Here is a 21763-nt window from a genome sequence, read left to right as displayed (position 1 = left end):
AGCGGATTTTCCGCTTCAGGGCGGCTACGTGGTTGAAGGCTAACGATGTAATTCGAGGATTTGTTGATCGTGCAGACGGGACAGCAAAGCCAGTGCCAGAATGGAGCCTGACAGCGCCCAGGCCATGTCAGACTGTGTATCCCAGACATACCCCTGGGTACCCAGAAACGCGTCGGCAGCCTCGTCACTGACCAGGGCTACCCACCATTCGATCAGCTCATAGAACGCGCTCAATGCGAGACAGAAACACACAACAAAAAACGACATCCAGCCCCGGTTACTGAACACCTCGAAACGAATGACCAGTTCCCTGGCGATGAGTGCAGGAACGAAGCCCTGCGCAAAATGACCTAGCTTGTCATAGTTGTTGCGCTGCCAGCCGAACCATTCACTGAACCGGTCAAAAAGGGGAACGTCGGCGTAGGTGTAGTGTCCGCCCACCATCAGAATCACGGCATGTAGCAAAATCATCCAATACACCAGCGGCGTCAGTGGAAAACGCAGGACACACCAGCCCACCAGAAACAAACCAACGACCGCAGGCAGCACCTCCAATACCCAGGTCGCGCGGTCCTTTGGTTCGATCGCAGACCACACCAGTACCGCAATAAAGATCACGAACCAGACAACACCGGAAACTGAAAATCGGGTCATGGAATTCCTTTCCTTGTCAGAGTCATCAATGTGTGTTCAGCGTGCGCGAACGCGATCACCGTCCTCAAGGTTTCTGTCAGGATGGCGAATCACCCGATCCCCGACAGCAAGCCCGTCACTAATAGCGGTATAAAGACCGTTGCTTTCGCCTTCAGATACCTGAACTTGCTGCGCCCTGCCCTCACTTACCCGAAACACATAGGTTCCTTCATCATTCTGAAACACCGCCGATGCAGGCACCTGTACCACATCATCTTCCGACCAGAGAACGAAGGTGGCATCTACACGATAGCCATCACCCAATGCCTCCCAGTTCTCCGCCGGACTGATAATATCGGCCACTACCTGCACCCTTCGCTCTTTCACGCCAAGTGCCGACACATCCTCAAACCCAACCGGCTCCACCCGACTGACGACAGCCTGCAGCGTCTGTCCACCCCAGCCACTCAGTCGAACATTCCCGCCCTGAGCCAGATTCACCGCGTCGAAACTCAGTACATCAACCACCACCTCCAGGGCCTCGGGATCCCCCACCTCCAGGATGGGTTCACCAGCCTGAATTACCCCTTCACTTGTCCGGATTATGCCCAGAACCGCGCCCTGAACGGGTGAGCGCACACCGACACGCTCCAGAGCTTCCCCACCATCGGAATGGGCAGCCGACACTTCAAGTCGTGTTCGTGCAGCGGCCAGTTCATGGGCCATGACTTCTTCATCAAACCTGGCAGAATTCAGAAAGGCCTGTGCCCGGTTTTTGGCCGCCACCGCCTGTTGCAGACGCTCCTCGGAGACAAACTGCTGGCGATTCAGTGACTCAAGCCGGTTTAGTTCATCAGCCGTAAAGCGAGCCTCGGCTTCAGCCGCCGCGACTTTCTGACGTGCAGAGTTGAGTGCGGAGCGAGCAGCTCCCACCCGAGCCTCGGCTTCCGCTCTGCTGCGGGCGTCGAGAATACCAGCGGGCATTGGGTCGACTTCTGTCAGCAACTGTCCGGGTTTTACCGGATCGCCGATATCGAAATTCACCCTATGCAGGTACCCTGCAACCGGTGACGAGACGAGATATCGGTCCTTGACGCGCGTCTTGCCCTCCTCGGTTATCGACACCTCGAAGCGTCCACGCTCTACCTCCGCCAGATCAACCCAGACTGGCTCGGGGCGAATAGCCCAAAACAGGGCTGCGGCCACGAGTCCCGCAAAAGCCAACCAGAAGATCCATTTTCCAACAGCACGCTGATCAGTCATTTGTTATCTGTTCCGCCTCGGATTGCTCCGATCGCTCTCCCAATTGAACTATTCCCTGGTTTTTAAAACAGCCACAAGGTCCAGAGCTCGCAGTCGACGCCAGGCGACCGCCCCGGAAACAAGCGCGGACACAAGCACCACCGCTGCAGAGATCCCCAGCGTCTGCCCAGTGATGATCAACGGCACACGGTATAGCTCTGTTTGCATGGCTGTCGTTAGCCAGTAGGCGAGCCCCTGGCCAATCAACCAACCGACGCCAATTCCAGCAATCAGAACAACGGCCACTTCACCGAACAGAATATGGGCGGTTTCATGGTGGGTATAACCCAGCACCCTCAGGCTGGCCAACTCCCGGCCCTTTTCCGCCAAGGAAATTCGGATGGTGTTGTATATCACCCCAAAAGCGATGATCCCGCCCAGTAAACTATTGAAGAACGTGAACGTCAGGAACGTCTTTCCCAGAGTGTCGTAAAAACTCTCAAGCATGGCACGACGTGTTGCAACCCCCGCCACTCCTGGCGTATCCCGGAGCTCGCGAAACACATGGGTTTCATCATCGGGATCATTGGTCAGCAAGATCTGGTTGATCAGCGGCCCGTTGCCAAGCAACCGGTTCAGAGAATCGATACGCATGTAAGCACCGGTGCCGAGGAATTCCCCGGTAACCGCTGTCACCTGGACCTGAACACTTCGTCGCTCGCCTTCAAGTATGTCCACAGTCAGCCAGTCCCCGGGCTGAACATTTAACTCGCGGGCGAGGTAGTCCGTAAGCAGCACCCCACCCACCGGCAATGGCACCGATTCCAGGTGTTCGTTCAGCACAAACTGCAGTTCGGCATCTTTCGGAATGCCCGTTAGCGCGCTGCGCCACTGGCGGTGACCATTGATCAGCTTTACCGGCACTGTTCGACGCCCCTCGGCAAAGCGCACTCCCTGCTGGCGCTGGATGCCATAGAGCGCAGCAGCATTAACCGGATCAACCAGAGTTGCAGTCATGTCCTGCTTCTGGACGGAAGCAAACTGGGTTTGCACCATCAGGGATACTGAATCGAACTGGAAATTTCCGACCAGCACGGTTGCCGTTGACATGGCGACCCCTATGATCGACAAGCCTGCTCGTACAGGCCGGCGGGCAAACTGACGCAGGATCATGCGTGACGGCTGGGACCAACGAATACCGGATAACCATGATTCAGCGGTCGTCACCGTGAACCTGGCGGGGCCTTCCGGTCTCATGGCCTCGGCTGGAGGCAGTGCCGTACCCTGGCGGATCGCCCGCCAGCCACCCAGGAGCGACACCAGAAAAGTCAGCACGGTTATCAGCAGCAACCAGACGGGATGCAACTGGTAGGCAAGACCAGGAAACCGATAGAACTCCATATAAAGTTCGCTCATGGCGCGGCCAAGCCACAAACCAACACCGATACCGAGTACCAGCCCCAGGGCTGCAATGACCAGCACCTGCTTGCTGTAATGCAGGCCGACCTGTCGGGTGGTATACCCGAACGCTTTCAGGACGGCGATGATGTCGCGCTGCGTATTGACCAGCCGGGAAATGACCACATTCAGAAGAAACATGGCCACACTCATGAAAATCGCCGGCAGCAGGGTCGCCATGATCTTGAGTTGCTCAAGGTCGTCGTTCAGGAAGCGGTGGGACACCTGATCAACACGGGCATAGGCACCGGTGGACCCAAAAGGTGCCAGCGTGCGGTCCAATGCATCGATCACGCTTGCCAGAGAATGATCTGACCGGACCCGAACAACCACACTGTTGAACGCGCCCTCCATCTCCATGGCGGCGGCCAGATCATCCCGACTCATCCAGAGCACGCCAAAGCGCTGGAAGTCCGGAAGCAGGCCGCCAGGCGGAATCACAAAAATAAACTCGGGCGATTCCACCACACCGGTAACGGTCAGCGTTTGTTCCCGTCCATTAATAATCGCCGGAAAGCGGTCACCAGGCTTAAGGTCATGGGCCTCCGCAAAAGAGCCAATCACCGCAACTTCCGCACTGCGTCCGGGTGACGGCAAGCGCCCACGATGGACGAACAGACGATTAAGCGAGGGCTGTCCTTCACGGGGCAGTGAAATGATTCGGGCAGACACTGGCTCGTCGAATCCCGGCATTCGCAATTTCGCTCCGCCCTCCACCCGGTCGCTCAGTTCAGCAACGCCCGGAACCGACTTCATCTGTTGCAATCGATGAACCGGTGCTCGCTTGATCGTCGCAAATACCTCCCCAAAGCGGTACTGCTCGTAATACTGGGCACGGGTTATCGACAAAGTGCTATAGGACAGAATGGACATGACACAAACAGCCACCCCGCCGGCGATCACAAATGCTATGGCCAGCACAGGGCCTTTCATCTGCCAGAGTTCACGAACAACCTTGGTATTGAGGACTCCGGATACTGAAAGCATCAGAGTCACCAACTCAGGTCTTGAGGGGAGGCTCTGGTGGCGTTTCTCTGTTCGCCACTGATCAGGCCATCGGAAAGCGTGATTACCCGGTCTGCCATGCGCGCAATGGATGCGTTGTGGGTAATGATGACCGTGGTGGTACCGGTCTCTCGATTGGCCTTTTCCAGTGCTTCGAGAACCAATATGCCGGTGGCCGAATCCAGAGCACCGGTTGGTTCGTCGCACAGAAGCACTTCAGGACATTTTGCAATGGCTCTGGCAATGGCGACCCGCTGCTGTTCCCCCCCTGAAAGCTGGGCAGGAAAGTGATGAATCCGTTCTTTCAGACCGACCATGGCCAGCGCGTCTTCCGGCGCCATGGGGTGCTCGGCGATCTCCGTTACCACGGCAACGTTTTCCCACGCCGTCAAACTCGGGATGAGGTTATAGAACTGAAAAACGAAGCCCACGTGATCCCGCCTGTAGGCAGTGAGCGCCCGGTCATCAGCCCGGCTGAGATCCGTGTTCCGGTACCAGACCTCTCCGGAAGAAGGCACATCCAACCCACCGAGGATGTTCAGGAGAGTGGACTTTCCGGAACCGGAAGCCCCCAGCAAAACCACTAGCTCGCCGGCGTAAAGATCCAGATCAACGCCTCGGAGAGCCCAGATTCGCACATCGCCCTCACCGTAGGATTTGGTGAGACCGCGGGTTCGGAAAACCGATTGGGCATCCATCGCTACCATCCCTGGCAGAGGCGGGTCAGTCTTCGGCGCAATCCACACAGACAGTGGTATAAGGCAGCACCTGAAGACGCCGGGGATCTATCGGCTCGCCGCAAGACTCGCACTCGTCACCCAGACCATGGGCTATCCGCTCAAGAGCCCGTTCGATCTGCACCAGCTCAACACGGACTTCAGATTCAAGGGAATCAACCACCTCATCGTTCTGGGTTTGTGTGGCCTGCTCCTCAAAATCCTTATCCAGCGCACCATCTTCCCGGTGCTGATGGGCTTCATATCGCGCCAGTCGGGCTTTCAAGTCCGCCCTGAGGGTTTCAAGTTCTGCCTTGCGGTTATTCATATAAACGCCTCCTGCCTGCCAAAAAGTCCGGTCTCTCTGATCATGGATATCACCCTAAAGCATAAGCCCAACCAGAGCTTGATGCTCATCAAATTTTGACAGAGGCGTGTAAAGGGAGGGTCAGCGCTCGGAGAGTGACTGCTCGTGCTCAAGAAGTGCACGTTTGCGCTGCAGGCCCCATCGGTAGCCTGACAGACTGCCATCACGACGAAGCACCCTGTGACAGGGTACGAGCACAGCAACCGGGTTGGCTGCACATGCACTGGCTACAGCCCGGGAGCCGGTAGGCATGCCCAGCTGGCGTGCCACTTCGCTGTAGCTGGCGCAACTGCCGGTGGGGATTTCCCGCAGCGTTTTCCACACCTTGCGCTGGAAATCCGTGCCACGGAGATCGAGGCGAACGCTCGACGCCTTTCGGCTATCCACCAGGCAATCCATCACCCCCTGGAACCAGTCTTCCCGGTAGCTGCCGCAATGTTCCAGTTCGGCGCCGGGAAAGCGACGGGCCAGCTCGGCAACCAACTCCTCAGGCGAGTCTCCAGGCAGGACGGCACAAACACCTTTTGACGTTCGGGCCACCAGCACATTTCCCAGATAGCAATTGCCCACCTGCCAAACGATGGGTTCACCTTTCAAGTCGTGCTTTTTCGTCATTGTCTTGCCCTCGTAGGCCCGCCCCTTCAGCTCATCAAACACCCTAGCCGATTGGGCCAAAACATCGCGAGAGCTAGTATGACGCAAATATGACCAAGTTGGGAAATTTACAGTGGTGACAAAAAAAGGCCAGCCCTTTGCAGGACTGGCCTGTGTTACTCACAACATTCACCTGCTGGTTCAGTGGCCGCGATCGGCAATGTAGTCCGTAATCGCTGCATAGAACTCCATCTCGTCAAAGGTATCTGGGCCGACACCAATGACATCCAGATGATCCTGATTAATGACGTAGGTTGATGATGTCGCCTGAGTGCTGTTCGGGTGGTTAATGTCGGACACATAACCCAACTCGGTTCGCTCCCAAACATAATCCAGACAGCCGAAGCACTCATAATATTGCAGTCGATAACCCTGCTGCTGACTGTTTATGCCGACCAACCCGTCGTCATCACGCTCGTTGGGATTTCCATCACCCTGGCCAGCCGCGCCGTCATTGTTGCAGTCCTCATAGCAGTAGCCGTCGCCATCGATGTCATAGATCAGTTCACTGAGCAGCCAGAGGGCGGGGTTTACGCCGGAACCATCCTGGGCCGTCATGAGCGACGCGGAATGTTCCATATAGGTGCTGCTCACCGGGTACTTCTGGTTAAACGCCTTCATACCAGTGGTTACGCCATCGTTCGGATCGTAATCGTTGAAGACCAGCTGCTTGGCACCAGCGATGGCATCATTACCATTGTTGTAAACGATATTGCCGAAGTAGTTCGCCAGGGTCTCGGTGACCCGGTTGGCGTAGTGATCCAGGATGTATTTGGCAACGGGGGAGCCACGATGCGGTGATGACACGCTCACATGGGTTTTCACAACCCGGTAGCCCTTGCGCTCGCGGAGCAACCTGGCCGCCTTGCGGGAGTCAATACCGCCCTGGGAGTGGGACACAATGTTCACATAACTGGTGCCAGAGGTGGCCATATAGCTTTCGATGTTATTGGCCAGTTGATGGCCACGGACTTCGGAGCTCTCGAAAGGCGTCACCTGAGAAACGTAACTCCTCTGGTTGTCATTGATGCCGCCATTGCAGTTTACTTCCAGGAATTTATCGCACGCATCCAGCACGTAGGTCCCATAGTCGTCACCCCAGTAGTCGTAACCAAGGATATCGTCGAAACCGGCCATGCCGTGGGCGAATACAATTGGGAATTTCGTCTGGTTTGCGGTCCGGGCAGCCGCTTGGGAAGCGGTCATTGCGGCAGCCACAAAGCAGGCAGCTACACCAAGTGTTTTCAGGGGTTTCATGTTGTTCATGGTTGTTAGCCTCTTGTTTTTTTTGTGAGCCTAACCACGGTACTTACTGTCTGGAGTCACACTCCCACCCAAATTACTAAGGGGCCAATCTCCTTTTCCTACTACTCATCCCTGAACTTCCCCCTCAGGTTTTCGTCAGCACTATTCACTGCCGTCCAGACAACCGGGCTGTCTAATTATTAGACAGTTAATTTGTATCGTATCCACTCGCGTGTTTTTGTGACCACTATCACGTGTGCATTTTTTGACCGATCGTTTTTTCCTACCGCGACTTGGCAACCAATCAGAGTCACGGCAACCTATCCGCACCAGACCATAACGACAAAAATAATCAGGAGATCTTCAGCGTGAACATGAAAGGTGTCTCCGGCATCGCCTGCGCCAGCATTGCCATCGGTATTGCTGCATTTTTCTGGCACGACGTCCGGAACGAAAAAGTGCCCATTCCGCCCGCCAACGATGCAATCGCGACCACACCGGCCAATAAAACGACGGAAGTCGCCACATCCCTGGTCACGACACAGACTGCTGCCAAAGATGAGAATCTGGAAGACATTCGCGCACAGCTAAGGGCACACTATGGCCAGCATCTGAGCGAACCCAAAATCCAGATCCGGCTGCTCGAGGAAATGATGCGCTACCTGTCTGCCATCGATCCGGAACATTGGCAGGAAAACCTTCTCGCATTGCTTGACCTCTGGTTTCCCGAACACGGAGAAGCGTTAAAACAAAGGCTCACCGCCCTGCTCGACTACAAGACGTTCATGGAGCAAGAGCGCTACACGCTGAAAGCCATGACGCCTGAGGAACGCCACGCCTTTATCTGGGCCAAGCGGAGAGAGCTGTTCGGCGAAGATGCCGAAGTGATCTGGCAGGCTGAAATCCGAAACTACGCATTGGCCACCTCGCTTCAACAGATTGACGCTGGCACCGGCTCCCCCCTCAGCAAAGTACACACCTATTCGGAAGTCATCCAGCAAACCTATGAAGATCAGGCGGATCTGGTACTGGAAAACCGACGTCAGGAACTGACGGATCGCTTCCTCGCGCTCCCCTCCATCCAGGCCGACCTTCAGCAGCAGCCGGCCTCCGAGCGCTACAATACTCTCCGGGGCATTCGCGCAGAATTGGGCATGAACGAAGACGCCCTTAACCGGTGGTCCGAGCTTGATCGCACCAGAGACCAACGCTGGAGCAAAGGCGAGCAATACCAGGCAAAACGCGAGACCATTCTGGAAACCTACGAATCAGGCCCGGATCGTGACAAAGCGTTGAATCAGGCTGCCAGAGAGATTCTTGGCCAAGAAATGGCGGAAATCATTCAGGCGGAGGAAGAAGCCGGCTATTACCGCTATGAGCGGGAACGGGTTTACGGCCAGAACTGAACTGATGCCTCAAGAAAAACCACATCGAGTGCCCGCCGGTTCGAAACCTTGTCCGAACCGGCGGGCATGACCTCAATGCTTAGCTCTGACGAGCATCTTCCCAGGTTTTCAGCAGTTCCTGATAGGGAACCGTCTTACCCTGTGGCTTCTCATTATCCAGTTTAGCCTTGGGCGAGCCAGGCTGATCCAGCCAGTACTGAGGGTCCCGAGGCTCATTGAGTTTGGGTCCACAGGTTGCCATCACATTGGCGCGTTCCAACCGCTCAAGCACCCGGTCCTGAGCCTTGGCCAGGCCGTCCAGCGCTTCTTGTGGCGTTGCCTCACCACTGGCCGCCTGGGCGATAAACTGCCACCACAGCTGAGCCAACTTGGGGTAGTCCGGAACGTTGGTGCCGGTGGGCGACCACTGAACCCGTGCCGGGCTGCGATAGAACTCCACCAGGCCACCCAGACGCGGTGCGGCTTCGGTCATTTCATCCGAGTTGATGTCCGACTCTCGAATCGGCGTCAGGCCAGCCAGGGTTTTCTCCAGCGATACGGTCTTCGACACGGTGAACTGAGCATACAGCCAGGCCGCCAGCCGGCGTTTTTCCGGCGTGGAATCGAAGAAAGTCCAGGAACCCACGTCCTGATACCCCAGCTTCATGCCCTCTTCCCAGTAGGGCCCCCGCGGAGAAGGTGCCATGCGCCACTTGGGTGTACCGTCTTCGTTCACCACCGGCAGGCCGTCTTTCACCATGCTGGCCGTAAAGGCGGTGTACCAGAAGATCTGCTGTGCCACATTGCCCTGAGCAGGAACCGGTCCGGCTTCGGAGAAGGTCATGCCCGGAGCTTCAGGCGGCGCGTACTTTTCCAGCCAGTCCACGTATTTGGTGGTGGCGTACACCGCAGCCGGGCCATTGGTGGCACCACCGCGGCTGACGCTGGAACCCACCGGATGGCACTCCTCGACGCGAATACCCCACTCGTCCACCGGCAGGCCATTGGGCAGGCCTTTGTCACCGGCACCCGCCATGGAGAACCAGGCATCGGTAAAACGCCAGCCCAGTGAGGGGTCTTTCTTGCCGTAATCCATGTGCCCGTAGACACGTTTACCATCAATCTCTTTCACATGAACAGAGAAGAACTCGGCAATGTCTTCATAAGCGGACCAGTTGACCGGAACACCCAGGTCGTAACCGTAGATCTCCTTGAACTGACTCTTCAGGTCGTCGCGCTCAAACCAGTCAGCACGGAACCAGTACAGGTTGGCAAACTGCTGGTCCGGCAACTGATACAGGGTGCCGTCCGGCGCAGTCACAAAATCCAGACCGATGAAGTCGTCCAGATCCAGAGTCGGAAGAGTGAGGTCTTTACCCGCCCCTTCCATGATCGACTGCACCGGGACCACCTTGCCGTAACGGAAATGGGTGCCGATCAGATCCGAGTCGTTGACGTAGGCGTCGTAGATATTCCGGCCCGACTGCATCTGGGTCTGTAACTTCTCGATCACATCCCCTTCCTGAATCAGCGTGTGCGTCAGGTTGATGCCGGTGATATCCGTAAAGGCCTTGGCCAGAGTACTGGCTTCGTATTCGTGGGTAGCGATGGTTTCCGACACCACGTTGATATCCATGCCCCGGAACTGTTCTGCGGCCTTGGTAAACCAGGCCAGTTCCTCCAGTTGCTCTTCCTTGGTCAGGGTCGACCGTTTGAACGACTCATTCACCCATTTTTCGGCCGCATCGGAATACTGGTCGGCACTAGCGGGAAAACTCACTGCTACCCCCGCAGCGCCAACGGCAGCGCTGAGCAAAAGAGCGCTCGGATAGTTATTGTTCTTGAACATATCCAACCTCATTCATCGTCTATTGGATGGGACGAAACAGACTCCGTTTCGTTCACCTTTCATAGCGTTGTTACCGCTATCCCTTGCTTCGAACCCGGACAACGCCGGATCCATTCTTCTTCCCCTTCCGCACTGATGGACAAGCCGGGCCAAACGTCGCCCCTTCAGCCCCAGCGCAACAACACCAACAGCCAGATCACCGAAACAACGAGGGCGATCCAGAGACTCACATTGCTGACAGCCAGAAACGCCAGATGGATGTAAGCCGCCGAAAGCAAACCAATAAACAGGCGATCCCCCCGTGTGGTGGCAATGGGCAGAAACCCTTTGCGCTCAACACAGGGTGAGACTAGTTCGTAGATGGTCATCACCAGCAGGATGGCCGCAATCACACCAAAAAAGGTGGCGACCGCCGGTGTCCAGTTCATCCATGCAAGCATCGCAGTTCTCCCCTCAAACCCGTCCGAGGGCAAAGCCCTTGGCCACGTGATTTCGCACGAACCAGATCACCAGCAGGCCCGGAATAATCGTGAGCGAACCAGCCGCCGCCAGCACCCCCCAATCTATGCCGCTGGCCCCCACCGTCCGGGTCATGATGGCAGCAATGGGTTGAGCGTCCACCGAAGTCAGCGTGCGCGCCAGCAACAGTTCCACCCAGGAAAACATGAACGCGAAAAAGGCGGTCACGCCAATTCCGGAGCGGATCATCGGCAGGAAGATCTTCACGAAAAACTTCGGAAAGCTGTAACCGTCGATGTACGCCATTTCGTCGTATTCCCGGGGCACCCCGGACATGAAGCCTTCAAGAATCCACACCGCCAGCGGCACGTTGAACAGGCAATGCGCCAGCGCAACCGCAATGTGGGTATCGAACAGGCCAATCGAGGAATAGAGCTGAAAGAACGGCAGCAGGAAGACCGCCGGCGGCGCCATGCGGTTACTGAGCAACCAGAAGAACAGATGCTTGTCGCCCAGAAACTTGTAGCGGCTGAAGGCATAGGCGGCCGGCAGCGCCACCAGCAGGGTAATCACCACGTTCATGGAGACGTAGATCATCGAGTTGATATAACCGTTGTACCAGCTCGGATCGGTGAAGATCACCTCGTAATTGTGCAGCGTGAAGTTCTCTGGCCACAGGGTCAGGCCGCCCAGTATTTCCTGGTTGGTCTTGAACGACATATTGAGCAACCAGTAGATCGGCGTGAGTAGCAGTACGATAAAAATTGTTATACCAATGTTCTTGCCCCGACTGTTTTCCATCACCGCCTCCTATTGCTTCTTGTCCGCGTGGGTGATGGCGGTAAAGAACAGCCAGGACACCAGCAGCACAATGAGGAAATAAATGAGCGAGAAGGCCGCCGCCCGGCCAAGGTCAAACTGGCCAATCGCCATGGTGGTCAGGGTCTGGCTCAGGAAGGTGGTGGAACTGCCCGGGCCACCGCCGGTCAACACGAAGGGCTCGGTGTAGATCATGAAACTGTCCATAAACCGCAACAGCACGGCGATGATCAGGACGTTTTTCAACCGGGGCAGCTGGATGTAGCGGAACACCGCCCACTTGGAGGCTCGGTCAATTTCCGCCGCCTGGTAAAAGGCTTCTGGAATCGCCCGCAGGCCCGAATAGCACAGCAGCGCCACAAGCGGCGTCCAGTGCCAGACATCCATCAACAGAACGGTAAACCAGGCATCGCCGGTGTCACCGGTGTAGTTATAGTCAAAGCCCAGTTCGTTCAGCCCCCAGCCGAACAACCCGATATCCCCCCGACCAAAGATCTGCCAGATGGTACCTACCACGTTCCAGGGTATGAGCAGCGGAATGGCCAGCAGGATCAGGCAGAGCGACGCCTTGATGCCGGTCTTGGGCATCATCAGGGCCACCGCAATACCGAGGGGAATCTGGATGAGCAATACGGCGCCCGAAAACACGAACTGGCGAATCAGCGATTCCTGCAGCCGCTCATTCGTCAGCACCTCACGAAACCATTCGGTACCCACAAAATACGCCTGCCCTGGCCCGAAAATGTCCTGAACCGAGTAGTTCACCACCGTCATCAACGGCACCAGCGCGGAAAACGCCACCAGAATGAAGACCGGCAGTACCAGCCACCAGGCCCGATTGTTGGGTATCTTGTCCATCACTGATGCTCCTGTACCAGAAATTCATCCACGTACAGCTTCAGCCACTGGCGGGGAAACGAGACGTAGATCTGCCCGCCAACACGAACTTCGAATTCTTCGCTTTGCCGGACCTTGAGCCGCTCATCTCCCAACTGAACCGTCACGATCTTGTAGGTGCCCAGATCCTCCACGTCCAGCACCTCGGACTCGAAGGCGTCGTCCGACGGCTGCCGGGCCAGCTCGACAAATTCCGGCCGGATACCGACTTTGACGTTGGCGGATTTCATCAGCTCCAACCGATCGATTTGCCAGGGCTCAAGGGGGATGACGGTCGTTCCGAAGCACACCCCTTCGGCACACCGCTTTACCTCGATCAGGTTCATGCCGGGACTGCCGATAAAGAACCCGACGAACGTGTGATTGGGTTGCTCGAACAGTTCCGTGGGCGTGCCGAACTGAACAATCTGGCCGTCGTACATCACTGCAATCTTGTCCGCGAAGGTGGAAGCTTCCAGCTGATCGTGGGTGACGTACACCATGGTGATGTCGAACTGCTCGTGAATCTGCTTGAGCTTGCGCCGCAAACGCCATTTGAGCTGCGGATCAATGACCGTGAGCGGTTCATCGAACAGGATGGCAGAGACATCCTCGCGCACCAGACCACGGCCCATGGAGACCTTCTGTTTTTCATCCGCCGTCAGGTTCTTGGCTTTCCGATAGAGCTTGTCCTCAATCTCCAGGACCTCGGCAATCTCATGCACCCGGGCCTTGATCCTGGAGCCAGCCATTTTGTTGTTCTTGAGGGGAAACGCCAGGTTGTCGTACACGGTCATGGAGTCGTAAACGACCGGGAACTGGAACACCTGGGCAATATTGCGCTCCCGGGGAGACATCTCATTCACCCGCCGCCCGTCGAACAACACCTCACCCTCCGACGGCTGAACCAACCCGGAGATGATATTGAGCATGGTGCTCTTGCCACAGCCGGAGGGACCGAGCAGTGCGTATGCCCCACCCCGTTCCCAGACATGGTCCAGCTGCCGGATGGCATAGTCCGCGGGATCTGAAGGTGTGGAGCTATAACTGTGTGCCAGTGACTTCAGTTGTATCTCAGCCATCAGCCACCTCCTGTCGATTGTGCCGGAGTCAGTACCAACTGCTCATGGCTGTCGAACACGAATAACTTGTTGATGGGCAGATAGACTTTCACCGGGGCTCCGGTGTGATACTGGTGCACCCCCATCAGTTGAAGCACCATTTCGAAGTAACGGTTCTGCACATGCATGAACGTCTCGGAGCCGCTGATCTCGCTGAGCGCCACCTCCATGGACATCTCCAGATCGTCGTCATTGGCAGGGACCAGGCCAATGTGGCTAGGCCGAATGCCAAACCAGTATTCGCCGGGCTTCAACGCCGCCAACTCCTGATTCAGCGCGTGATGGGAATACTCGTCAAAGGTAACCTCGGTTTCGGTCACCCGGCCCCGAATCAGGTTCATGGGCGGTTCGCTGAAGAGCTGGGCTGCCAGGGTGCTGACGGGCGCCCGATACACGTCCATGACCGGCCCGGTCTGTACCACCTTCCCTTCGTGCAACAGGGTCGTGGTTCCGCCCAGTGCCAGCGCTTCGTTGGGCTCGGTGGTGGCGTACACCGCAATGCACTGACGTTCCCGGAACAGGCCACGGAGCTCGGCCCGAAGCTCTTCCCGAAGCTTGTAATCCAGATTGACCAGCGGCTCATCAAACAGAATCAGGGTGGCGTCTTTGACCAGTGCCCTGGCCATGGCGGTGCGCTGCTGTTGGCCGCCGGACAGCTCCAGTGGATGGCGCTTGAGCAGCGCTTCAATGTGCAGCATGGCCGCGGTTTCCTTCACCCGCCGGTCGATCTCACTGTCGGACATCCTGGCCAGTCTCAATGGAGAGGCGATGTTCTCGTAAACCGTCAGATTGGGATAATTGATGAACTGCTGGTAGATCATGGAGATGTTGCGCTTCTGGACCGATTGCCCGGTCACATCCTCGCCCCGGTACAGGAGTCTGCCCGTGGTCGGCTTGTCCAGCCCGGCCATCAGGCGCATCAGCGAGGTTTTTCCCGCCAGGGTGCGGCCAAGCAGGACGTTGAACGAGCCTGCCTCAAAGGTCAGGTTGGCGTTTTGAATGTAGTCCACGCCATCAACGACACGGGAGATGTTCTCCAGTGTTAGGGACATAGGCTTTCCTTGTTATTCTTTTGTCATCAGATCCCGCCGTTGCGACCCACTTACTTCCCTGATCGCCGATCACGGTGTGCACTCGACAACGCAAGCCCCGTACCAGTTCAGGCTGACTCCGATCCTCCAATCACCCAACCCTCTGTTTAGCTGTCGTTTTTTCAGGCATGAAAGACCCGCGAGTCCGAGCCCCAAAACTTTCGTTTCCGCAAACCTTGTCTAGACTGAACACAGCATTGAACAGTGCCTGAACAACGGATTGAACAGTTCCGGTGTCTTGATTGAACACGGATCTGACAACGGGCAATAACAACAACCAACCCGAAGGTACAGTCCATGGGGAACAACGACTGCTCCAACGAACGCCAGGCGATACGGGAATCATGGAATCGATGCACAGCCTGGGGCCTGAAACACGATCAACGGCCGTCACCCACGGGCAGCAGGCCAGCCGCCGGCATCCGAGAAAATTCAGAGCATTCTGAATTAATCTCTGTGACCGACACCGAGGTCATGCCCTACTACCGTAACGTGCTCTCCAACAGCCGCTGCCTGATCTTGCTGGCAGACGCTCAGGCAACGGTCCTGCAAAGCTGGGGGGATGGAAGCATTACCGACCGCAACCTGAAACCCTGGTTCCAGAAAGGCGCCAACTGGCGGGAGCAAACCTGTGGAACCAACGCCATCGGCACCGCCGTCGCCACGGGCGCAGCGATTCAAATACAGCGCAACGACCACTTCCTGAAACTGCACAGGAACCTGATCGGTTCCGCCGCGCCCATCTACGATGCGGGCAACGAACTGGCAGGTGTTCTGAGTGTGTTTACTGATGCCTACCTGCCACAGGCCCATACCCTGGGCATGGTTCGCTTACTGTCCCAGTCCATTGAAAACCGGCTTATCAGCAGGCGTTTTGAAGGTAGCCACTGCCTGATCACACTCAACACCAACGCCGACAACTTTGACAGCCCCTGGTCCGGGATTATCGCCTGCGAGGTCAACGGAACCGTTATCGCGTGCAATCAGCGTGCGAGTCAGCTGCTCTGCAGCAATCCTGTGAACCACGCTCTGGATGAGCTGTTCTCCGGGTCTGGGAGGCGTATTCTCCAGCAGTCGAATCGAGCGCCCATGCAGCTCGTTACCCGCAACAAAGTGCGCCTCAGTGCGCGGATAACGCATCCGGAACAACCAGCACCAGAGCGCCCGGTTCGCCAGCTTGCCCGGGAAACCGAAATTGAAGAGCCCTCAGGCCCGAACCTTTCGGAGCTTGAGTTTGGCGACGCGACCGTTCGTCGCTGCGCCGACCTTGCCTCCAAGGTGCTTAAACGCGGGGTGCCACTGGTCATCACCGGCGAAACCGGTGTTGGCAAGGAGGTTCTGGTCAAGGCACTGCACAACGCCAGTGACCGCCGTGATCAACCACTGGTGTCCGTCAACTGCGCGGCCATTCCATCCGAACTGGTCGAATCCGAACTCTTCGGCTATCAGCCAGGTGCCTTCACCGGTGCCCGCGCCAAGGGTGCCATCGGATTCATCCGCAAAGCCCACAGAGGCATTCTGTTTCTCGATGAAATTGGCGAAATGCCGATGGCGGCGCAGTCTCGGTTACTCAGAGTCCTGCAGGAGCGGGAGGTAATCCCCGTAGGTTCGACAGACAGCGTACCCGTCGACATCCTGCTGATTACCGCCACCAACCGCTCCTTGCAGTCCCACATAGATTCGGGCCAGTTCCGCAGCGACCTGTATTACCGGATCAATGGCCTGAGCGTGGAGCTGCCGCCACTGAGAAAACGCTCGGACAAGCAGGAACTGTTTCAGCAGATCTACCGCCAGCACCGGGATGACGGACAGCCAGAGGCATTAAGCGATTCGGTTCTGGCAACCCTGACCCAGCACCCCTGGCCGGGCAATATCCGACAACTTGAGAACGTGATTAAGGTAGCGGTAGCCATCGCAGACGGAGACCCCGTCCAGCTCTGGCACCTGCCAGAAGACTTCCTGTCCGCTCCTGAGTCAACCTCAAACAACGCCGTAGAGTCATCGGGTAACCGTGCGACTCACCAGACCCTGTCCGACGGTCTTTCCCAAACCCTCGACGCGTATCGCGAGTGCATGGGCAATATCTCCCATACCGCCCGGGCACTCAGCATTAGCCGTAATACAGTTTACAAGCGTTTGCGGGAGCTTGGGGTTCGTTAGTCGAAAACGACCAGGGATTTGGAGCCCTTACTTGTGGGAAGGCGCCACCCGAACCGCTTCAGATCCGCACCTGCACCTTCCCATACCGCACCCTCACCTCCAGCCCCCTTATCGCCCGCGTTGCGGGCGCGGCGATGGGCTTACCGTCACGAACGTCAAAGGCCCCCTGATGCAGGGGGCATTCGATGACATGATTGTCGAAATACCCATCGCACAGGTCGGCACCCGCATGACTGCACAGCGCGAGCGAGGCATAGATTCCGGTAGGCGTATCGTAAACGGCTATGGTCGTCCGCCCGACCTCGACGCGAGTGACCCAGTCCTTTTCAAGATCATCCACTGCTATGACGTCTCGCCATGGCTTCTCGCTCATGCCCGTGCCTCCCTGATTTGCCGCAGGATCTCCCTATGCGCACCGAAATAGCCGCGCGGCTCGACGTAAATATGGTCGCGCAGCTTTTCATGCAGGCGCGGCAGGGCGTGATACGGAACCAGCGGGACATAGTGATGCTCCGCATGGTAGTTCATGTTCCAGCACAGAAACCGCCACGGGGCGGAAATCAGGTTCGTGCGGGTGTTTTCGCTCATCTGCGCCACGGTCGGGCGACCTACATGTTCCGTCATCCGGATAAAACGCATCACCGGTTCGCCAAGGAAGAGCGGAATGATCCAGTACCAGATCAGCCCCCACCAGCCTGTGACCGCCATGCCCGAAAAGATCAACACATATATCCCCAGCATTATTCGCGCGTCCCGGTATACGGCAGCATGCTCCGCCTTCGGAATGAAGCGTTTTTCGGTGTCCGACAGCCGCCCCATCGCGTGACGGGCAACCTCGGTGAACTTGGCCGTCCAGTAAGGGATCGCAGACAGGTAAAGCAGGTATTCACCGAAGGTTTTCGGCAAGGGGATCAGCTCAGGGTCCTGGCCGGTCAGCTGCGTATAGGTATGGTGGTCACAATGCTCATACCGAAAGAAGCGGTGCGGCAGCAGGATAATCAGTCCGCAGATCTGCCCGACGATGTTGTTCAGTTTGCGGGTGCGGAAAACGGTGTAATGCACGCATTCATGCTGAAGCGAAAAATGATGGACCAACACAATCCCATGCAGGAACATGGCCGGCCAGATCAGCCAGCTGATCCATGCAAGCGTGATCAGTGTCGTGGTTCCGGCCAGCACCAGCATCCACAGCGCCAATTTACAAAGGGCGGGGCCGTCCGAACGCTGCATCAGGGATTTCAGCTCGCCACGGTTCAGCTTGCCTTCTTCAAGCGCCTGGGTCAGTGGTGTGACAATGGCTTGTGTCATCGCTGGTGATCCACGAGTGCTGCCGGTCGAGGCGGCCTCACCTCAGGGCCATTCCGCTCAGGGCAAGCGCCGGATACGGTTATACTGCTCACCGTAGCACGCCCCATTTGGGTCCTGCAAAACGGCCTGCCCCGGAGAAATTGCCATGGCGCTCGAGGTCGATGACGGCGGTACAATTCACGCGCCCCACCGCTGCATAACCCCCTGAAAAACGGTACACTGATGTTCGTTTTAATCTTTACATCATTCGTTTACGAACAATACGAACAAAAAAAGAGGCCTATTGAATGGCACAGGCGCGTCGCAAGGATCTGATTCTGGAGCTCATTCAGGAAACCGGTTTTGCCACCACGGATGAGCTGGTTGAGCGATTCAAGGTCACGCCACAAACCATCCGCAGGGACCTCAACGACCTCGCCCAGGAAAAGAAGGTGCGTCGGCACCACGGGGGCGCAGGCATTGACTCCAGTACGGTGAACACGGCCTACCAGGCCCGGAAGATCATGGATCTGGAGGCCAAGGAACGCATTGCCCAGGCACTGGTTGAGATGATCCCGGATGGTTCCTCCATGTTTATTAACATCGGCACCACCACCGAAACCATCGCTAGGGCCCTTCTGGGGAAAAGAAACCTGCAGGTTGTGACCAACAACTTGCACGTTGCCTCCATCCTGTCCGCAAAGGAAGACTTTCACGTCATCATTGCCGGTGGTGAAGTCCGGCACCGGGATGGAGGGATTGTGGGCGAAGCCACCCGGGACTTCATCAATCAGTTCAAGATGGATTTCGGCATTATCGGTATCAGCGGCATCCACGAGGACGGCTCGCTGCTGGATTTTGACTACCGGGAAGTGCGCGTCGCTCAGTCCATCATCGCAAACTCTGCGCAGGTCTTGCTCGCGGCTGACCATACCAAGTTTGGCCGTAATGCCATGGTACGCCTTGGCAGCATCACCCAGGCTCATCACGTCTTTACCGACCAGCAACCACCCGCCCCCATAAAACGCCTGCTCAGCGAAAACAACGTCGATCTGCATATCGTCTGAATCGCGTTTTCGTTAACAGGTAGTGACTCACCCTTATATCTTCGATTTTATTCGTTTGGTTCCTTTACGAACTTTCCTTTGTTTCGCATAATATTTCTCATCGCTCAAAAAGCACTCACTCAGGGACAATTTTTTCGATTTCAGTCAGGAGATGACTCGCAATGGACCAAGCGAAGGACCAGTACGATGTGGTTGTAGTGGGTGGTGGCGTCAACGGCACCGGCATCGCCATGGATGCCGCCGGACGCGGCCTGAAGGTATTGCTGTGTGAAATGAACGACCTCGCCTCGGCCACATCGTCCAGCAGCAGCAAACTGATCCACGGCGGGCTGCGTTATCTGGAGCATTACGAATTCCGACTGGTTCGCGAAGCACTGGCCGAGCGGGAATCCCTGCTGCGCAATTCGCCCCATATTATGTGGCCCATGCGCTTTCGGCTGCCCCATCGCCCTCACCTGCGGCCAGCCTGGATGATCCGTACCGGCTTGTTCCTGTACGACCATCTTGCCAAACGGGAACTGCTCCCCGGCTCCCGCTCCATTCGATTCGACTCATCCGATCCGCTGAAACCGGAACTGACCAAAGGATTTGAATATTCCGATGGCTGGGTGGATGACGCGCGGCTAGTGGTATTAACCGCCAAGAAAGCCCAGCAGCGTGGCGCCACAATCCTCACCCGAACCAAGTGCGTAAAAGCGGACCGGGGAACCGATGAGTGGACGGTGACCCTACGGGATGAGCTGGACGGCTCCGAGCGGGTGGTCAAAAGCAAAGCCATCGTCAACGCGTCTGGCCCATGGGTAAGCAAGCTGTTCGGCGAGGCCCTGGAAATGCCCGCCCCCAAAATGATTCGCATGGTGAAAGGCAGCCACATTGTGGTTCCCCGGCTCAACAAGGGAACCGAGGCCTATATCCTGCAGAATGAAGACCAGCGCATCGTTTTCGTCATTCCTTACGAAGACCAGTTCTCCCTCGTTGGTACCACCGATGTGGAGTATCAGGGGGATCCAAAGAAGGCGACGATCTCCCCCGAAGAGACCGAGTACCTGCTGAACATCGTAAACGACCATTTCAAGCAGCAACTGAACGACAAGGACGTGGTCTGGTCCTACTCCGGCGTTCGCCCGTTAATGGATGGGGAAGAGGAAAACGCCCAGAAAGCGTCGCGGGATTATTCGTTCGAGGTCAATGCCGAGCCGGGCAAGGCTCCCCTGCTCTCGATCTTTGGCGGCAAGATCACCACCTATCGCAAACTGGCGGAATCCGCCACAAACACCCTGTGCAAGTTCTTCCCGAACGCGGGTGGAACCTGGACCAAAACAGCGGAACTGCCCGGTGGCGATTTCGATACCCAGGACAATCTGGCGGCTCGCATGCAACATGATTTCCCGTGGCTGCCCGATGCCATTATCAGCCGATATGTTCGCACCTACGGGACCTGTGCTTACCAGCTGCTGCAAGACGCGAAGTCCGTCGGTGACCTGGGGCAGCATTTCGGAGGCACCCTGTACGAAAAAGAGGTGGACTACCTGCGGGCAGAAGAATGGGCCGTTGATGCCGAAGATATTCTATGGCGCCGGACAAAACAGGGACTGTATCTCGACGACGAGGGCGCCAGAGCATTGCAGGCGTTTCTCGACAACACATCCGGCGGATCGGATAAGTCAGCAACCACCCAGCAGCTCGCCTGAGCTATGCACTATTAGATAGCACCATAGAGACCCGCTCTCTCAGGGCGGGTACGGCTTCGGCCTCGAACCAGGGATTGCGCCTGAGCCACAGATTGTTGCGGGGGCTGGGATGAGGCGTGGGCATCATCCGCGGCCAGTAAGTTTGCCAGTGCCTGACGGTGTCCGTCACCGTGTTTCTGCCCTCCGGTAGATGCCAGTTTTGGGCGTATTGGCCGATCAACAGGGTCAGTTCGATATTGGGCAACCGGTCCAGCAATGCCTGCCGCCACGTCTCAGCACACTCTGGCCGAGGCGGTAGGTCGCCAGACTTCCCCGTTCCCGGGTAGCAGAAGCCCATGGGCAAAATCGCCAGTTTCTGCTCATCGTAAAAGGTATCCCGGGTCACCCCCATCCAGTCCCGCAGACGATCTCCGCTCGGGTCGTTAAAAGGCAACCCGGTTTCGTGAACCCGGCGCCCGGGTGCCTGACCCACGACCAGAATGCGGGCGGATTCGGACAACTGGACCACCGGCCTTGGCCCCAGCGGCAACACATCCTGACACAGCGTGCACGCGCGTACCCGGCGCACCAGCTCATCAAACGGCAATTGTGCAAGTTCCTCAGTCACGTCATCTGCCCGGCAAGTTGCATAGCTGTGT

20 protein-coding genes are annotated in these 21763 nt (G+C 57.0%); 4 read left to right on the top strand and 16 right to left on the bottom strand.

Annotated elements, in window-relative coordinates:
* Positions 1-39: 39 nt before the first annotated feature.
* The 7 genes from K8I84_RS03050 to K8I84_RS03020 form a co-directional block, all read right to left on the bottom strand.
* Positions 40-654 carry a DUF2238 domain-containing protein gene (locus tag K8I84_RS03050; protein WP_223793244.1) on the bottom strand — a complete coding sequence of 205 codons (615 nt, stop codon included), beginning with the start codon at positions 652-654 and terminating at the stop codon, positions 40-42.
* A gap of 36 nt (positions 655-690) precedes the next feature.
* Complete coding sequence (locus K8I84_RS03045; protein ID WP_223793243.1) at positions 691-1896, bottom strand: efflux RND transporter periplasmic adaptor subunit; 1206 nt, start codon at positions 1894-1896, stop codon at positions 691-693.
* 48 nt (positions 1897-1944) lie between these two features.
* Positions 1945-4320, bottom strand: a complete 2376-nt coding sequence (locus tag K8I84_RS03040; protein ID WP_223793242.1) for an ABC transporter permease — start codon at positions 4318-4320, stop codon at positions 1945-1947.
* A 5-nt stretch (positions 4321-4325) separates the two neighbouring features.
* Positions 4326-5036 (bottom strand): ABC transporter ATP-binding protein, encoded by a 711-nt coding sequence (locus tag K8I84_RS03035; RefSeq protein WP_223793241.1) that lies wholly within the window; start codon positions 5034-5036, stop codon positions 4326-4328.
* Between the two features lie 25 nt (positions 5037-5061).
* Positions 5062-5382: a TraR/DksA family transcriptional regulator gene (locus K8I84_RS03030; RefSeq protein ID WP_223793240.1), complete on the bottom strand. Its 321-nt coding sequence runs from the start codon at positions 5380-5382 to the stop codon at positions 5062-5064.
* Between the two features lie 120 nt (positions 5383-5502).
* Positions 5503-6036 (bottom strand): methylated-DNA--[protein]-cysteine S-methyltransferase, encoded by a 534-nt coding sequence (locus K8I84_RS03025; protein WP_223793239.1) that lies wholly within the window; start codon positions 6034-6036, stop codon positions 5503-5505.
* Positions 6037-6216: 180 nt separating this feature from the next.
* Positions 6217-7341 (bottom strand): esterase/lipase family protein, encoded by a 1125-nt coding sequence (locus tag K8I84_RS03020; RefSeq protein ID WP_223793238.1) that lies wholly within the window; start codon positions 7339-7341, stop codon positions 6217-6219.
* Positions 7342-7688: 347 nt separating this feature from the next.
* Here K8I84_RS03020 and K8I84_RS03015 point away from each other — a divergent pair, with 347 nt between their 5' ends.
* Positions 7689-8726, top strand: a complete 1038-nt coding sequence (locus K8I84_RS03015) for a hypothetical protein (protein ID WP_223793237.1) — start codon at positions 7689-7691, stop codon at positions 8724-8726.
* 79 nt (positions 8727-8805) lie between these two features.
* On the opposite strand, the gene K8I84_RS03010 is transcribed toward K8I84_RS03015, so the two are convergent.
* The 6 genes from K8I84_RS03010 to K8I84_RS02985 form a co-directional block, all read right to left on the bottom strand.
* Positions 8806-10554, bottom strand: coding sequence for an extracellular solute-binding protein (locus tag K8I84_RS03010; protein ID WP_223793236.1), 1749 nt, complete (start codon positions 10552-10554; stop codon positions 8806-8808).
* A 164-nt stretch (positions 10555-10718) separates the two neighbouring features.
* A complete protein-coding gene (locus K8I84_RS03005) occupies positions 10719-10994 on the bottom strand; it encodes a DUF2160 domain-containing protein (protein ID WP_223793235.1) in 276 nt (91 codons plus the stop codon).
* Between the two features lie 13 nt (positions 10995-11007).
* Positions 11008-11814: a carbohydrate ABC transporter permease gene (locus tag K8I84_RS03000; RefSeq protein WP_223793234.1), complete on the bottom strand. Its 807-nt coding sequence runs from the start codon at positions 11812-11814 to the stop codon at positions 11008-11010.
* A 9-nt stretch (positions 11815-11823) separates the two neighbouring features.
* Positions 11824-12690 carry a carbohydrate ABC transporter permease gene (locus K8I84_RS02995; protein WP_223793233.1) on the bottom strand — a complete coding sequence of 289 codons (867 nt, stop codon included), beginning with the start codon at positions 12688-12690 and terminating at the stop codon, positions 11824-11826.
* On the bottom strand, positions 12690-13790 hold the full coding sequence (locus K8I84_RS02990; RefSeq protein WP_223793232.1) for an ABC transporter ATP-binding protein: 1101 nt from the start codon (positions 13788-13790) through the stop codon (positions 12690-12692). The genes K8I84_RS02995 and K8I84_RS02990 overlap by 1 nt, the downstream gene beginning before the upstream one ends.
* A complete protein-coding gene (locus tag K8I84_RS02985) occupies positions 13790-14881 on the bottom strand; it encodes an ABC transporter ATP-binding protein (RefSeq protein ID WP_223793231.1) in 1092 nt (363 codons plus the stop codon). Before K8I84_RS02985 ends, K8I84_RS02990 begins: the two co-directional genes overlap by 1 nt.
* 495 nt (positions 14882-15376) lie before the next feature.
* Here K8I84_RS02985 and K8I84_RS02980 point away from each other — a divergent pair, with 495 nt between their 5' ends.
* On the top strand, positions 15377-17080 hold the full coding sequence (locus K8I84_RS02980; protein WP_223793230.1) for a sigma-54-dependent Fis family transcriptional regulator: 1704 nt from the start codon (positions 15377-15379) through the stop codon (positions 17078-17080).
* A gap of 58 nt (positions 17081-17138) precedes the next feature.
* Here K8I84_RS02980 and K8I84_RS02975 read toward each other — a convergent pair whose 3' ends face one another.
* Together K8I84_RS02975 and K8I84_RS02970 are read right to left on the bottom strand one after the other, a co-directional pair.
* Positions 17139-17453, bottom strand: a complete 315-nt coding sequence (locus tag K8I84_RS02975) for a non-heme iron oxygenase ferredoxin subunit (RefSeq protein WP_223793229.1) — start codon at positions 17451-17453, stop codon at positions 17139-17141.
* On the bottom strand, positions 17450-18388 hold the full coding sequence (locus K8I84_RS02970; protein WP_223793228.1) for a fatty acid desaturase family protein: 939 nt from the start codon (positions 18386-18388) through the stop codon (positions 17450-17452). The genes K8I84_RS02975 and K8I84_RS02970 overlap by 4 nt, the downstream gene beginning before the upstream one ends.
* Positions 18389-18675: 287 nt before the next feature.
* On the opposite strand from K8I84_RS02970, the gene K8I84_RS02965 reads away from it, so the two are divergent.
* Positions 18676-19434 carry a DeoR/GlpR family transcriptional regulator gene (locus K8I84_RS02965; protein ID WP_223793227.1) on the top strand — a complete coding sequence of 253 codons (759 nt, stop codon included), beginning with the start codon at positions 18676-18678 and terminating at the stop codon, positions 19432-19434.
* Positions 19435-19595: 161 nt separating this feature from the next.
* Positions 19596-21125 (top strand): glycerol-3-phosphate dehydrogenase, encoded by a 1530-nt coding sequence (gene glpD, locus K8I84_RS02960; protein ID WP_223793226.1) that lies wholly within the window; start codon positions 19596-19598, stop codon positions 21123-21125.
* Between the two features lies 1 nt (position 21126).
* On the opposite strand, the gene K8I84_RS02955 is transcribed toward glpD, so the two are convergent.
* Positions 21127-21732, bottom strand: a complete 606-nt coding sequence (locus K8I84_RS02955) for a uracil-DNA glycosylase family protein (RefSeq protein ID WP_223793225.1) — start codon at positions 21730-21732, stop codon at positions 21127-21129.
* Between the last annotated feature and the right edge of the window lie 31 nt (positions 21733-21763).

This window comes from Marinobacter sp. F4216, from assembly GCF_019931195.1.
Classification (GTDB): Bacteria; Pseudomonadota; Gammaproteobacteria; order Pseudomonadales; family Oleiphilaceae; genus Marinobacter; species Marinobacter suaedae.
The sequence above is the reverse complement of the archived record's forward strand: the minus strand, read 5'-3'. Positions and strand labels throughout refer to the sequence as shown.

Bases quoted from the DNA above. Each gene is read 5' to 3' on its own strand.
- K8I84_RS03050 (WP_223793244.1), bottom strand. From the start codon at position 654: ATGACCCGATTTTCAGTTTCCGGTGTTGTCTGGTTCGTGATCTTTATT.
- K8I84_RS03045 (WP_223793243.1), bottom strand. From the start codon at position 1,896: ATGACTGATCAGCGTGCTGTTGGAAAATGGATCTTCTGGTTGGCTTTT.
- K8I84_RS03040 (WP_223793242.1), bottom strand. From the start codon at position 4,320: ATGCTTTCAGTATCCGGAGTCCTCAATACCAAGGTTGTTCGTGAACTC.
- K8I84_RS03035 (WP_223793241.1), bottom strand. From the start codon at position 5,036: ATGGATGCCCAATCGGTTTTCCGAACCCGCGGTCTCACCAAATCCTAC.
- K8I84_RS03030 (WP_223793240.1), bottom strand. From the start codon at position 5,382: ATGAATAACCGCAAGGCAGAACTTGAAACCCTCAGGGCGGACTTGAAA.
- K8I84_RS03025 (WP_223793239.1), bottom strand. From the start codon at position 6,036: ATGACGAAAAAGCACGACTTGAAAGGTGAACCCATCGTTTGGCAGGTG.
- K8I84_RS03020 (WP_223793238.1), bottom strand. From the start codon at position 7,341: ATGAACAACATGAAACCCCTGAAAACACTTGGTGTAGCTGCCTGCTTT.
- K8I84_RS03010 (WP_223793236.1), bottom strand. From the start codon at position 10,554: ATGTTCAAGAACAATAACTATCCGAGCGCTCTTTTGCTCAGCGCTGCC.
- K8I84_RS03005 (WP_223793235.1), bottom strand. From the start codon at position 10,994: ATGCTTGCATGGATGAACTGGACACCGGCGGTCGCCACCTTTTTTGGT.
- K8I84_RS03000 (WP_223793234.1), bottom strand. From the start codon at position 11,814: ATGGAAAACAGTCGGGGCAAGAACATTGGTATAACAATTTTTATCGTA.
- K8I84_RS02995 (WP_223793233.1), bottom strand. From the start codon at position 12,690: ATGGACAAGATACCCAACAATCGGGCCTGGTGGCTGGTACTGCCGGTC.
- K8I84_RS02990 (WP_223793232.1), bottom strand. From the start codon at position 13,790: ATGGCTGAGATACAACTGAAGTCACTGGCACACAGTTATAGCTCCACA.
- K8I84_RS02985 (WP_223793231.1), bottom strand. From the start codon at position 14,881: ATGTCCCTAACACTGGAGAACATCTCCCGTGTCGTTGATGGCGTGGAC.
- K8I84_RS02975 (WP_223793229.1), bottom strand. From the start codon at position 17,453: ATGAGCGAGAAGCCATGGCGAGACGTCATAGCAGTGGATGATCTTGAA.
- K8I84_RS02970 (WP_223793228.1), bottom strand. From the start codon at position 18,388: ATGACACAAGCCATTGTCACACCACTGACCCAGGCGCTTGAAGAAGGC.
- K8I84_RS02965 (WP_223793227.1), top strand. From the start codon at position 18,676: ATGGCACAGGCGCGTCGCAAGGATCTGATTCTGGAGCTCATTCAGGAA.
- glpD (WP_223793226.1), top strand. From the start codon at position 19,596: ATGGACCAAGCGAAGGACCAGTACGATGTGGTTGTAGTGGGTGGTGGC.